Here is a 13325-nt window from a genome sequence, read left to right on the forward strand (position 1 = left end):
ACGCTTTCATAAACAAGAATTACTTGCAATAATGTTCAACCTTTTTGCCGCGCGGCGTTTCGCCAGCGCAGGTCACCGTCCTCACTTTTAGGTCCGGCAAGCATGAACTCTACCGCCCATAGCGCTAAGCCAACCACCCTCACCGCTCGGCCGCAACGCCGCCTCGGCGCGCTGCTCGCTCTGCTGCTCAGCCTGTCACTGGCGCCGACCGCGAGCTTCGCTGATCAATCGGTCAGTGCACCAGCCGAATCTGCTACCGCCCAACAGGCTCCGACCGACGCGGCTCAGCCGGCCGCCAATCCTCAGGCGCAGGCCGCGCCGCTGTCGCCGGAAGCTGCCGCACAGGTCGATGCGCTGAGTGACCGCCTCGAGGCTCTGGGCCCGCAAGCCACTCCTGAGCAGCTCAATGAAGCCCGTCAGCAGTTCTTCAACGAAAACAACATTGCTGCGCAGGATGCCGAAGTCCTGCAGCAGGCACTCGCGGCCCAGCAGAACGCTGATACCCAGGCAATGAACAGCGACGCCGCCGAGGCGGAAGCGGTGTTTCATGATCTGTCCCCATGGGGCATGTACCAGGGCGCCGACGTGGTGGTCAAAACCGTGATGATCGGCCTGGTGCTGGCGTCGATCCTGACCTGGACGATCTGGATCGCCAAGACCATCGAGCTGGTATCCGCACGCCGCCGCCTGCGTCGTGAAATCGTCGAGCTGAAAGGTGCGCGTACCCTGGCCCAGGCCAGCGATCAAGCCCGTGCCAAGCACAGCTTCAGCGAAATCCTCATCGAAGACGCCCGTGAAGAACTGAAACTGTCGGCCACCAGCCGGGAGAAGGAAGGCATCAAAGAGCGTGTCAGCTTCCGCCTCGAGCGCCTGGTTGGTGCCTGCGGCCGCGACATGAGCAAGGGCACCGGTGTGCTTGCCACGATCGGTTCTACCGCTCCTTTCATCGGCCTGTTCGGTACCGTATGGGGCATCATGAACAGCTTTATCGGCATTGCCAAAACCCAGACCACCAACCTCGCCGTGGTCGCTCCCGGTATTGCCGAGGCTTTGCTGGCCACCGCGCTGGGCCTGGTTGCAGCGATTCCGGCGGTGATCATCTACAACGCCTTCTCGCGCTCGATCAGTGCTTACAAAGCGCAGGTCGCCGATGCATCTGCCCAGGTACTGCTGCTGGTCAGCCGCGATCTGGACATGCTGCCCGGCAGCGATCGCACCCAACAGCCTCACATGGTCAAGGTAGGTTAAGACCATGGGTCTTCATCTGAACGATAACGGCGACGATCTCCAGGAAAACCACGAGATCAACGTCACGCCATTTATCGACGTGATGCTGGTGCTGCTGATCATTTTCATGGTCGCCGCGCCGCTGGCCACGGTCGATGTGAAGATCGACCTGCCCGCCTCCAGCGCCAAACCAGCGCCGCGGCCGGACAAGCCGATCTATCTGAGCATCAAGGAAGACAACAAGCTGTTCCTCGACAATGACGAGGTGCAGCCGGCCATGCTCGGTGCAATGCTGGACAAGCTGACCCGGAACGACAAGGAAAAGACCATTTTCGTGCGCGGTGACAAAGGCGTCGAATATGGCGATCTGATGGAAGTCATGGACAGGCTGCGCGGCACCGGCTACCTGAAGATTGGCCTGGTAGGCCTGGAGACGGTCGGCGCGCAATGAAGAAATCCAGCCGCACGTTCTCCTGGTTCGCAAGCCTGGTCATCGTGGTTGGGCTGCACATCGGCCTGTTCCTCTGGGCCATGTATTGGCAGCCCCAGGCGACACCCATCGAACTGCCGCCAGCAGCGATGATCGTCGAACTGGAACCGTTGCCTCCAGCCCCGCCCAAGCCTGCGCCGCCACCACCACCGGAAGTCGTTCCAGAGGAGCCAGAGCCGCAGCCGAAATTGGTCGAAGCGCCCAAGCCGACGCTGGCGGTCACCCCGCCAAAGCCCAAGCCGAAGCCAAAACCCAAGCCGCCGAAGCCCAAGCCTCCCGAGCCCAAACCTCCGGAGCCTCAGGACGAGCCACCAGAAGACGCACCGCCTGCGCCTCCCGCACCGGCCGAAGCCAAACCGGCTGCGCCGCAGCAGGCACCGGTCAGCGCGCCGAGCAAGGCGCAAGCCACCTGGCAAAGTCAGTTGCTGACCCACCTGGCGAAGTACAAGCGCTACCCGGAAGATGCGCGTCGTCGTGGTCTTGAAGGCGTTAACCGTTTGCGCTTCGTGGTCGATGCCAATGGCATGGTGTTGTCGTACACGCTGGTCGGCAAATCCAGCAGCGCGTCCCTGGATCGGGCAACGCTGCAGATGATCCGCCGTGCGCAGCCGCTGCCTAAGCCGCCAGCGGACATGCTCAAAGATGGCAGCGTGGAAATCGTCGCGCCGTTCATCTACTCCCTGGAGCGTGGCCGCGGTCGCTGACCGACTCGATGCGCCCTGCCCAACGCAGGGCGCATCGAAGGATCGCTAGAGAGACGATTCTGTTCCATACCGTGTTTCAGATCCGCCTCAGTGGTTGGTTACATTGAAGACAGCCGCTATGCTTGGCTGCATCTCAATGGACTAAAACTATGACCCTTACTGAACTGCGCTATATCGTGACGCTCGCTCAGGAGCAGCATTTCGGCCGAGCTGCGGAGCGCTGCCACGTTAGCCAGCCCACCCTCTCGGTCGGCGTCAAGAAACTCGAAGACGAGCTTGGCGTGCTGATCTTCGAGCGTAGCAAGAGCGCAGTGCGGCTGACCCCGGTCGGCGAAGGCATCGTCACCCAGGCGCAAAAGGTCCTGGAGCAGGCCCAGGGTATCCGTGAACTGGCACAGGCCGGCAAGAACCAACTGGCCGCACCGCTGAAAATCGGCGCCATCTACACCGTCGGCCCGTACCTGTTTCCCCACCTGATTCCGCAGCTGCACCGCGTGGCCACGCAGATGCCGCTATATATCGAAGAGAACTTCACTCACGTACTGCGCGACAAGCTGCGCACCGGCGAGCTGGACGCGATCATCGTCGCCCTACCGTTCCAGGAAGCCGACGTGCTGACCCTGCCGCTGTATGACGAGCCGTTCTACGCCTTGCTGCCCGCCGATCATCCGTGGACGGCAATGAAGACCATCGACACCAAGCTGCTCAATGACAAGAGCCTGTTGCTGCTCGGTGAAGGCCACTGCTTTCGTGACCAGGTGCTGGAAGCCTGCCCGACCCTGCGCAAGGGCGAGGAACAGGCCAAGCACACCACGGTGGAATCCAGCTCCCTGGAAACCATCCGCCACATGGTTGCCTCCGGGCTTGGCGTGTCGATCCTGCCGTTCTCGGCCGTAGACAGCCATCACTACGCGCCCGGTGTGATCGAAGTCCGCCCGCTCAGCCCGCCGGCACCGTTCCGTACCGTAGCGATCGCCTGGCGCGCCAGCTTCCCGCGGCCCAAGGCCATTGAAGTGCTGGCTGACTCGATCCGCCTGTGCTCCGTCGCCAAACCGCTGCCTCGTAGCGTCTGAGGACAGCGATGAGCGAGCTGTCGACGGTCTCCGTCACCGAACTCAAAGGCGTCGGCGCGGCTCTGGCGGAAAAGCTCGCCAAGGTGGGCCTGGAAACCCTGCAGGACATTCTGTTCCATCTGCCGCTGCGCTATCAGGACCGCACCCGTATCGTGCCGATCGGCGCCCTGCGGCCGGGCCAGGACGCAGTGGTCGAGGGCACGGTGTCCGGCGCCGACGTGGTCATGGGCAAACGCCGCAGCCTGCTGGTGCGCCTGAATGACGGCAGCGGCACGCTCAGCCTGCGCTTCTACCACTTCAGCAATGCACAAAAAGAAGGCCTCAAACGCGGCACTCAGGTGCGCTGTTATGGCGAAGTGCGTCCAGGCTCGTCCGGCCTGGAAATCTATCACCCCGAGTACCGCGCACTGGCCGGCGACGAACCCGCGGCGGTGGAGCAGACCCTGACGCCGATTTACCCGACTACTGAGGGGTTGACGCAACAGCGCTTGCGCCAGCTCAGCGAACAGGCGTTGGCGCGTCTGGGCCCGCGCAGCCTGCCGGACTGGTTGCCCCGCGAGCTTGCCGATGACTATCAGTTGGCGCCGCTGGATGAGGCGATTCGCTACCTGCATCGGCCGCCCCCAGATGCAGATGTCGAGGAGCTTGCCGAGGGCCGTCACTGGGCGCAGCATCGGCTGGCCTTCGAAGAGCTGCTTACCCACCAGCTGTCGATGCAGCGCCTGCGAGAAAGCGCGCGTGCACAACAGGCACCTGCGCTGCCGGTAGCGAAAAAGCTCCCCCAGCAATTTCTTGCCAACCTCGGCTTCGCGCCCACCGGCGCGCAGCAGCGGGTGGGCGCGGAAATCGCCTACGACCTGAGCCACAGCGAGCCAATGCTGCGCCTGGTGCAGGGCGATGTCGGCGCGGGCAAGACCGTGGTTGCGGCCTTCGCCGCCCTGCAGGCCATCGAAGCCGGCTATCAGGTGGCACTGATGGCGCCCACGGAAATCCTCGCCGAACAGCACTTCATCAACTTCACCCGCTGGTTGCAGCCGCTGGGCCTGGAAACCGCCTGGCTGGCCGGCAAGCTCAAGGGCAAAGCGCGCGTCGCCGCGTTGGAGCAGATCGCCTCGGGTGCGCCAATGGTCGTTGGCACCCACGCGCTGTTCCAGGAAGAGGTGCGCTTTCGCAACCTGGCCTTGGCAATCATCGACGAGCAGCATCGCTTCGGCGTTCAGCAGCGCCTGGCCTTGCGCCAGAAGGGCGTGGGCGGCCGGCTCGCCCCGCACCAGTTGATCATGACCGCAACACCGATCCCGCGCACCCTGGCGATGAGCGCGTATGCCGATCTGGATACCTCGATCCTCGATGAGCTGCCGCCAGGCCGCACGCCGGTAAACACCGTACTGGTCGCCGACAGTCGCCGCTTCGAGGTCGTCGAGCGGGTGCGCTCGGCCTGCAACGAAGGCCGGCAGGCCTATTGGGTCTGCACGTTGATCGAGGAATCCGAGGAGCTGACCTGCCAGGCAGCGCAAACCACCTATGAGGACCTGGCAGCGGCTCTGGTCGGCCAGCAGGTCGGGTTGATCCACGGGCGCATGAAGCCTGCCGAAAAAGCCGCGGTAATGGATCAGTTCAAGCAGGGTCACCTGCAGCTACTGGTGGCAACCACGGTGATTGAAGTGGGCGTGGACGTGCCCAATGCCAGCCTGATGATCATCGAGAACCCCGAACGCCTTGGCCTGGCTCAGCTTCACCAACTGCGTGGCCGGGTGGGCCGTGGCAGCGCGGCCAGCCACTGCGTGCTGCTCTATCACCCGCCGTTGTCACAGATCGGCCGAGAGCGACTGGGCATCATGCGGGAAACCAGCGATGGCTTCATCATCGCGGAAAAGGACCTGGAATTGCGTGGCCCAGGCGAAATGCTCGGCACTCGACAAACCGGTCTGCTGCAGTTCAAGGTAGCTGACCTGATGCGTGATGCCGACCTGCTGCCAGCGGTACGCGACGCGGCGCAGGCACTGCTCGAACACTGGCCGCAGCATGTCAGCCCGCTACTGGAACGCTGGCTGCGCCATGGTCAACAATATGGACAAGTGTGAGCGTACCCGGACGTTAGTGCTCTGATGGGCAATGCCTCCAGCTTGCTGGTTATACTTGGGGAGCTGCATCCCCCTTTACGACGGAACACGTCATGACTGAAGTAGCCATCGCCGACATCTCCCCCCAACCGCCTCTGGTGATTCGTCAGTTGCTGGACAAGCTTGGTCTGAGCTACCAAGTGCGCGCTGAGCAGCCTGGGCTGCCGACGGCTCAGCGGGTGCAGACCGTGCTCCTCGAGGACGCGGTGGGCGCGTTACTGGTGCTGTTTCCGCAGAGCCAGTTGCTTGATCTCAATCGCCTGGCGGAACTGACCGGGCGCAAGCTCACCGCGGTCAAACCCGAGCGCCTGGATCGCATGCTCGGCAAGCATGAACTGGTGGTGTTGCCTGGCATTCCCGCGCTGACCAGCTCGCCGTGTCTCTACGAAGAACGTCTGCTCGACGCCCCCGCTCTGTACATTCAATCGGGCGAGCCCGGTGTGCTGCTTGAGTTGACCACGGACACCTTCAAAGGCTTGCTCGGCAAGGCCAGTGCTGCTCGTTTTGGCGAGCCCGTCAGCAAGCTCCGGCTCAACCTGAGCCGCCCTGAAGACGACCGCAGCGAGATCACTCAAGCGGTTCAAGCCTTCACGGCACGGCGTATTCAGCAACGCCTGGAAGAAACCATCGAGATTCCGCCCCTGGCGGAAACCGCACAAAAAATCATCAAACTGCGCGTGGACCCCAACGCCACGGTCGATGATATTACTGGTGTGGTAGAGACCGACCCGGCACTGGCCGCGCAGGTGGTTAGCTGGGCCGCATCACCGTATTACGCGGCGCCCGGCAAGATTCGCTCGGTAGAAGATGCGATCGTCCGCGTGCTGGGCTTCGACCTGGTGATCAACCTGGCGCTGGGCCTGGCTCTGGGCAAGACCTTGAGCCTGCCCAAAGACCAGCCACAGCAAACCACGCCTTATTGGCAGCAGGCGATCTATACCGCCGCGGTGATCGAAGGGCTGACCCGCGCGATGCCGCGCGCACAGCGCCCCGAAGCCGGCCTCACTTACCTGGCCGGCCTGCTACATAATTTCGGCAATCTGGTGTTGGCGCATGTATTTCCGCCGCACTTTTCGCTGATCTGCCGTCACCTGGAAGTCAACCAGCACCTGCCGCACAGCTACATCGAGCAGCACCTGCTGGGCATCAGCCGCGAGCAGATCGGCTCCTGGCTGATGCGCTATTGGGACATGCCCGAGGAGCTGGCGGTCGCCCTGCGCTTCCAGCACGACGCAAGCTACAGCGGCAATCACGCCACCTACCCGAATCTGGTGTATCTGGCCGTCAGCCTGCTGCGCAACCGTGGCATCGGCAGCAGTTCGGGGCCCGAGCGGGAAATTCCGCAGAGTCTGCTCGACAACCTGGGCATCACCCGGGATAAGGCTGACGAAGCGCTGAACAAGGTATTGGCCGCCGAGGTCGCCTTGCGCGACCTGGCCTCGCAGTTCGGCTCACCGAACTGACACCCGGGGCGTGGCTACTCGCTTGACGCGAGGCCACGCACTGCCCGATTAGGCGGCTTTCTTTTCAGCCGTGCGCTTCTTGGGGCGCAGGTACTTGGTAAGGCCCTGGAACCACATCACCAGCGCCGTATTGCCCTGGATCTGGATGTCTCGGCTCTGAATGCCCTGCATGAATGCCAGCTGCTTGTTCTTTGCCGTCAGGGTAGCGTAACCGCTTGCTGCATCCTTGAAGCCGATCGCAAACGCGGGCTCGCTGGCCACACCACGCTTGCTGCTGACCCGCTGATCCTTGACGATGAAGTGACGCGCAATCCTGCCGTCCAGCGTGTGCAGTTGGAATACCAGATCGCGCCCTTCGAGTTGCTGGCGGAACGCCGGGTTTTCACGACTCGCTTTGGCCATGAGACGGCCCAGCATCCACAGCAGAAAACGAAATTTCATGACATGCCTATTGGCTGAATAAGAGGGTCGCGCATTGTAGCGGCTTGCTGGAAGCCTGGCAGCCGTCTGGACGACGATGCCGCGCCGGCAAGGGAACGAGGGTCTGCTGAGATTTCAAGACGGCCGCGCCCAGTGGCTGACCGGTTGCGCTGAAACCTCAGCAGACCACGTGACTCAGTTGACCGAGTCCTTGAGGGCTTTGCCGGGTTTGAAGGCAACGGTGTTGCTGGCCTTGATCTTCACCGGCTCTCCGGTTTGCGGGTTCTTCCCGGTGCGGGCCCCGCGGTGGCGCTGTACGAAAGTGCCGAAGCCGACCAGTGTCACACTGTCCTTGCGGTTCAGTGCCCCGGTGATTTCTTCGAGAACGGCATTGAGTACACGATTGGCCTGATCTTTGGTCAGATCAGCTTTTTCCGCGATAGCAGCGGCGAGTTCCGGTTTGCGCATAATTGCCTCATTTACGGTTTGTTGTTGTTGTGTCCGTGCCGTGCAGCGCCAAAGCGCCGCGACAGCTCTACGCTGCGGCAGGCTCGGGGAGAATGGCACGCTCTAGGAGGCACCGCCAGCCCTCCCTCCGGCTAAATCCGGCATTTTGTCGAGCAGACAACAGAACGCTCAGGGCAGCAAGGGCGGCAACTGACGGTTCAACACCAGCTTTTCCTGCACGGCCGCACCGGTCAGCGCGTAGCCCAGCAAGGCGCCGGAAGGGTCATGACACAACGCCTTGATGTCGGCGCCGCTGCCCTCGATGGTCCAGCTGCCTTGGGTACCACGCGGCGGCGGTGAGACGATCAACGGGCATGCGGGAGTTTTCACCGTGACCGGCATGGCCCCGTAGACCACGCCGCCGGGCGTGCCGCTCAGCGTCTTGGCCAGGGCACGCGCGCAGGCCATCAGCGGCATCACGTAGAGCAGGTTGAGCCCGTCGACTTCGGCGCAGTCGCCCAGCGCGTAGATGTTGGCGTGCGAAGCACGCAGCTCGCGATCGACCATGATGCCGCGGTTGATTGCCAGCCCGGCAGCGGCAGCCAGGTCGGTGCGCGGGCGCAAGCCAACCGCCGAGATGACCGCATCACAGGCGATCACCTGGCCATCGGACAGGTGTGCTTCAAGGCCGTCCTCGGCATATTCCAGGCGACTCAACACCGGGCCGAGATGAAAGCGCACGCCGAGGCTTTCCAGGCCGCCACGCACGGCGGCTGCCGCTTCGGCCGGGAGCAAGGCAGGCATCAGCTGTTCGCAAGGCGCCACCAGATCCACCTCCAGGCCACCCAGCGACAGATCGTTGGCAAATTCACAGCCTATCAGCCCGGCGCCGAGTATCAGCACCCGCCGCTTGCCCTGCACGGCCAGGCGGAAGCGCCCATAGCCCTCTAGGTCGTTGACCGTGAACAGCTCATCACGCGCCTCACCTTCGATAGGCACACGTATCACCTCGGCGCCCCAGGCGAGTACCAGATCACGATAGGACACCGCCTCTTCACCAATCCACAGGCGCTTGTGGCCAGGATCGATGCCAGTAACCCGCGTATGCGTCCACACCTGGGCGTCCAGCTGCTCGGCCATCGCCCCGGGCTCAGCCATGCACAGGCCGTCGGCGTCCTTGCTTTTGGCGAAGCCGGTGGACAGCATCGGCTTCGAGTAGGAGCGGCCATCATCGGCGGTAATCAGCAGCAGCGGCGTTTCGCTGTCCAGTTTGCGAAACTCGCGCGCCAGGTTGTAGCCCGCCAGGCCGGTACCGATGATTACCACGGGGTCGCTCATTGCTCTGTCCTGCTGCTGATGGGTTGTGCGATTCAACTCAGTTGATTTCGATCATCTCGAAATCCATCTTGCCCACGCCACAGTCAGGGCACAGCCAGTCTTCCGGCACATCCTCCCAGCGCGTGCCGGGCGCAATGCCGTCGTCGGGCCAGCCGTCACGTTCGTCATAGATCAGTCCACAGACCACACATTGCCATTTCTTCATAAACGCTCTCCGGCGTAGCTCACGGTTATTGCGCGGGCACGCTACCGCAAATGCAGGGGTGCGCCAAGCAGCCGCGACGAACGCCACGGGCGGCGCCAATCTGCGCCAAGGCCCATGGTAGACTCAGCCTTCCTTCATACCGCGAATCCGCACTGTGACCTGCTCCGCCTCCCAGACGCCAGATTGGTTTTTCCGTGATCAGTTGCAACAGGCCCCGTCGCCTGCCGTCTGCGATTGGCTGTTCGACGAGGGCTCGCTGACCCGGCGGCTGACCGCGCTGTCCGACGATGGCTTCAGCGTCACCCCGCTACGCGAGGGCTGGTTCGAGTTGCGTGGCGATGAATGCGCCGCACTCGATGCGCCGCCTGGCAGTCTCGGCTGGGTGCGCGAAGTCTATTTGCGCGGCAACGGCGAGCCCTGGGTATTCGCCCGCAGCGTAGCGGCGCAACGAGCCCTGAACGGCTCTGGCCTGGATTTGCAGCAGCTCGGCAGCCGCTCCCTGGGCGAGTTGCTGTTCAGCGACCAGGCCTTCACCCGCGGCGTGCTGCAGGTCTGCCGTTACCCCAATGCGTGGATGCCGGCCAGCGACGAACACAAGCAGCTGTGGGCGCGGCGCTCCTGTTTTCGTCGCGAGGGGCTGGCGGTGCTAGTCGCCGAAGTATTCCTGCCGGCGTTCTGGCGCATTGCCGACCCCGCAGCCTGAAGCCCAATTCGCCTGATCCGCACACCCCGTCTGGAGAACCGTACGATGTACACCCGCCTGCTGCACTCGCTCAATCGCCTGCATCCGCGCGCCTGGGACTTCGTGCAGTTGACACGCCTGGACAAGCCAATCGGCATTTATCTACTGCTGTGGCCAACGTTGTGGGCCCTGTGGATCGCTGCTGAGGGCGTGCCGAGCGCCAAGAACCTGGTGATTTTCGTGGCCGGGGTGATCCTGATGCGTGCGGCCGGCTGCGTGATCAATGACTACGCCGACCGCAATTTCGACGGCCACGTCAGCCGTACCAAGGCCCGTCCGTTGGCCAGCGGGCGGGTCAGCGCCCGCGAGGCGTTGATTCTGTTTGCCGTGCTGATCGCCCTCAGCTTCGCTCTGGTGCTGCTGACCAATGCCACCACTGTTTGGCTGTCGTTCGGCGCGCTGGCCGTCGCCGCGCTCTACCCATTCATGAAGCGCTACACCTATTACCCGCAGGTGGTGCTGGGCACCGCATTTTCCTGGGGCATGCCGATGGCATTCACCGCCGAGACCGGCGAGCTGCCTGCCGCGGCCTGGCTACTGCTACTGGCCAACGTGATCTGGACGGTCGCCTATGACACGTATTACGCCATGGCCGACCGCGAAGATGACTTGAAGATCGGCGTAAAATCCACCGCCATCCTGTTCGGCGACGCCGATCGGGTGATCATCCTTGGCCTGCAAGGGCTGGCGCTGCTGTGTCTGCTGCTGGCAGGCGCCCGCTTCGAGCTCGGCCTGTATTTCTACCTCGGCCTGGCGGTTGCGGCCGCCTGTTTCGCCTGGCAATTCCATATGACGCGCGGGCGCGAACCACAAATCTGCTTCCGCGCCTTCCTGCATAACCACTGGGCCGGCCTGGCGATCTTCATCGGTATCGTGCTGGATTACGCCTTGCGCTAGAGGCCATCCGCCGCACAGCTGTCATATCACTGCAATAATTCCGTTATCTAATGCGCCGCATGACAGTTGAATGAACCGAGGCAGGACCCATGGTTGGCAAGAACATCCTGATCGTCGATGACGAAGCGCCGATCCGCGAAATGATCGTGGTGGCGCTGGAAATGGCCGGTTACGAGTGCCTTGAAGCGGAAAATACCCAACAGGCCCACGCCATCATCGTCGACCGCAAACCCGATCTGATCCTGCTCGACTGGATGCTCCCCGGCACCTCCGGCATCGAGCTGGCGCGACGCCTGAAGCGCGACGAGCTGACCGGTGACATCCCGATCATCATGCTCACCGCCAAGGGTGAAGAGGACAACAAGATCCAGGGCCTGGAAGTGGGTGCCGACGACTACATCACCAAACCCTTCTCGCCGCGTGAACTGGTGGCCCGCCTGAAAGCCGTGCTGCGCCGTGCAGGCCCGGCCGACAGCGAGGGACCGATCGAAGTGGGCGGCCTGCTGCTCGACCCAATCAGCCACCGCGTGACCATCGACGGCAAACCGGCAGAAATGGGCCCAACGGAATACCGGCTGCTGCAGTTCTTCATGACCCACCAGGAACGCGCCTATACCCGCGGCCAGCTGCTCGACCAGGTGTGGGGCGGCAACGTCTACGTCGAGGAACGAACCGTCGACGTGCATATCCGCCGCCTGCGCAAAGCACTCGGCGAAGCGTACGAAAATCTGGTGCAGACGGTGCGCGGCACCGGTTATCGTTTCTCCACCAAAGGCTGACCAGCAGCCTGCAACGTAACCCAACAGGGATAGGCTGACGGATGAGCGCACTGTGACGAGCAATTGGCGTGGCGCCATTACCCGCCGTTTGCTGCTGCTGATCGCAGCCTGCCTGTTTCTTGGCGTGATCACTGGCCACTACGCCTGGGCACTCGCCCTGGGGTTGGCCATCCACCTGGCATGGACGCTCAGCCAATTGCTGCGCCTGCACGCCTGGCTCAAGGATCACCAGCCTGATGAACCACCGCCCGATGGCTACGGTTTGTGGGGCGAAGTATTCGATAGCATCTACCACCTGCAGCGTCGCAACCAACGCGCACGCGGGCGCCTGCAAGCGGTGATCGACCGGGTTCAGGAGTCCACCGCCGCCCTGCGTGATGCGGTGATCATGCTCGACAGCCACGGCAACCTGGAATGGTGGAACAATGCCTCGGAGACCCTGCTGGGTCTGAAGACGCCACAGGACAGCGGTCAGTCGATCACCAACCTGGTGCGCGACCCTCGCTTCAAGGAATATTTCGAGCGCGGCAATTACCTCGAGCCGCTGGAATTGCCCTCGCCGATCAACCCGCGCAAACAACTTCAGCTGAATATCACCCGCTACGGCAATCAGGAGCATCTGATGCTGGTGCGTGATGTGACCCGGCTTCACCAGCTTGAACAGATGCGCAAAGACTTCGTCGCCAACGTCTCCCACGAGCTGCGCACGCCGCTCACGGTGATTTCCGGCTACATCGAGACCCTGCAAGACAACGTCGACGAGATCAACCCGCGCTGGCGCCGCGCGCTACAGCAGATGCAACAGCAAGGCTCGCGCATGCAGTGCCTGCTCAACGACCTGCTGCTGCTGGCCAAGCTGGAAGCCACCGACTACCCCTCAGACAACCAGCCAGTGGCGGTCGAGCAGATGCTCAGGTCGATCAAGACCGACGCCCATGCACTGTCGGCGGAAAACAACCACCGTATCAGCCTGGAGGCCGATGCCGGGCTGAAACTCAAAGGCAGCGAGGCCGAGCTGCGCAGCGCCTTTTCCAACCTGGTGTTCAACGCTGTCAAATACACCCCTGCCGGCGGCGAGATTCGCATCCGCTGGTGGCAGGACGAACAGGGCGCGCACCTCTCCGTGCAAGACACCGGCCCAGGTATCGAGGCGAAACACCTGCCGCGCCTGACCGAACGCTTCTACCGAGTCGACGCAAGCCGCGCCAGCAACACGGGCGGTACCGGGTTGGGCCTGGCTATCGCCAAACATGTGCTGCTGCGTCATCGGGGCCAGCTGGATATCACCAGCGTGGTCGGCAAAGGCAGCCTCTTTACCTGCCATTTTCAGCCGGCCCAAATCGCCCACCGTGACCGCTGAGCGCGCCGGGATTCCCGGCCTATTGCAAAGCACCGTTCGAGGCCCCACCCTTTAGCA

General features: G+C 62.9%; 14 protein-coding genes. 10 read left to right on the forward strand and 4 right to left on the reverse strand.

Annotated elements, in window-relative coordinates; all coding sequences use genetic code 11:
* The first annotated feature begins 102 nt into the window (after positions 1-102).
* The 6 genes from exbB (at position 103) to BLS60_RS09650 (ending at position 7080) form a co-directional block, all read left to right on the forward strand.
* Positions 103-1248 (forward strand): tonB-system energizer ExbB, encoded by a 1146-nt coding sequence (exbB, locus tag BLS60_RS09625; RefSeq protein WP_092367292.1) that lies wholly within the window; start codon positions 103-105, stop codon positions 1246-1248.
* A gap of 4 nt (positions 1249-1252) precedes the next feature.
* On the forward strand, positions 1253-1678 hold the full coding sequence (gene exbD, locus BLS60_RS09630) for a TonB system transport protein ExbD (RefSeq protein WP_092367295.1): 426 nt from the start codon (positions 1253-1255) through the stop codon (positions 1676-1678).
* On the forward strand, positions 1675-2421 hold the full coding sequence (locus BLS60_RS09635) for an energy transducer TonB (protein WP_070880374.1): 747 nt from the start codon (positions 1675-1677) through the stop codon (positions 2419-2421). The genes exbD and BLS60_RS09635 overlap by 4 nt, the downstream gene beginning before the upstream one ends.
* A gap of 149 nt (positions 2422-2570) precedes the next feature.
* Entirely contained in the window at positions 2571-3494 is a 924-nt protein-coding gene (locus tag BLS60_RS09640; RefSeq protein ID WP_070880375.1) for a hydrogen peroxide-inducible genes activator, read from the forward strand.
* Between the two features lie 8 nt (positions 3495-3502).
* On the forward strand, positions 3503-5578 hold the full coding sequence (recG, locus tag BLS60_RS09645; RefSeq protein ID WP_092367298.1) for an ATP-dependent DNA helicase RecG: 2076 nt from the start codon (positions 3503-3505) through the stop codon (positions 5576-5578).
* A gap of 92 nt (positions 5579-5670) precedes the next feature.
* A complete protein-coding gene (locus BLS60_RS09650) occupies positions 5671-7080 on the forward strand; it encodes an aminoacyl-tRNA deacylase and HDOD domain-containing protein (RefSeq protein ID WP_070880377.1) in 1410 nt (469 codons plus the stop codon).
* 48 nt (positions 7081-7128) lie between these two features.
* Here BLS60_RS09650 and BLS60_RS09655 read toward each other — a convergent pair whose 3' ends face one another.
* The 4 genes from BLS60_RS09655 to BLS60_RS09670 form a co-directional block, all read right to left on the reverse strand.
* On the reverse strand, positions 7129-7521 hold the full coding sequence (locus tag BLS60_RS09655; protein WP_070880378.1) for an SCP2 sterol-binding domain-containing protein: 393 nt from the start codon (positions 7519-7521) through the stop codon (positions 7129-7131).
* 174 nt (positions 7522-7695) lie between these two features.
* Positions 7696-7968, reverse strand: a complete 273-nt coding sequence (locus tag BLS60_RS09660; protein WP_042552490.1) for an HU family DNA-binding protein — start codon at positions 7966-7968, stop codon at positions 7696-7698.
* A gap of 168 nt (positions 7969-8136) precedes the next feature.
* Positions 8137-9285 (reverse strand): NAD(P)/FAD-dependent oxidoreductase, encoded by a 1149-nt coding sequence (locus tag BLS60_RS09665; protein WP_092367301.1) that lies wholly within the window; start codon positions 9283-9285, stop codon positions 8137-8139.
* Positions 9286-9322: 37 nt separating this feature from the next.
* Positions 9323-9490 carry a rubredoxin gene (locus BLS60_RS09670; RefSeq protein WP_070880380.1) on the reverse strand — a complete coding sequence of 56 codons (168 nt, stop codon included), beginning with the start codon at positions 9488-9490 and terminating at the stop codon, positions 9323-9325.
* 154 nt (positions 9491-9644) lie between these two features.
* On the opposite strand from BLS60_RS09670, the gene BLS60_RS09675 reads away from it, so the two are divergent.
* The 4 genes from BLS60_RS09675 (at position 9645) to phoR (ending at position 13268) form a co-directional block, all read left to right on the forward strand.
* A complete protein-coding gene (locus BLS60_RS09675) occupies positions 9645-10193 on the forward strand; it encodes a chorismate--pyruvate lyase family protein (RefSeq protein WP_092367305.1) in 549 nt (182 codons plus the stop codon).
* Between the two features lie 45 nt (positions 10194-10238).
* Entirely contained in the window at positions 10239-11129 is an 891-nt protein-coding gene (gene ubiA, locus BLS60_RS09680; RefSeq protein WP_092367308.1) for a 4-hydroxybenzoate octaprenyltransferase, read from the forward strand.
* An 89-nt stretch (positions 11130-11218) separates the two neighbouring features.
* The gene (gene phoB, locus BLS60_RS09685; RefSeq protein ID WP_070880383.1) at positions 11219-11908 is read left to right on the forward strand and encodes a phosphate regulon transcriptional regulator PhoB; all 690 of its coding nucleotides are present in this window, start codon (positions 11219-11221) and stop codon (positions 11906-11908) included.
* 52 nt (positions 11909-11960) lie between these two features.
* Positions 11961-13268, forward strand: a complete 1308-nt coding sequence (gene phoR, locus BLS60_RS09690; protein ID WP_092367311.1) for a phosphate regulon sensor histidine kinase PhoR — start codon at positions 11961-11963, stop codon at positions 13266-13268.
* Positions 13269-13325 lie beyond the last annotated feature (57 nt).

It is taken from the genome of Phytopseudomonas seleniipraecipitans (assembly GCF_900102335.1).
GTDB classification, from domain to species: Bacteria; Pseudomonadota; Gammaproteobacteria; order Pseudomonadales; family Pseudomonadaceae; genus Aquipseudomonas; species Aquipseudomonas seleniipraecipitans.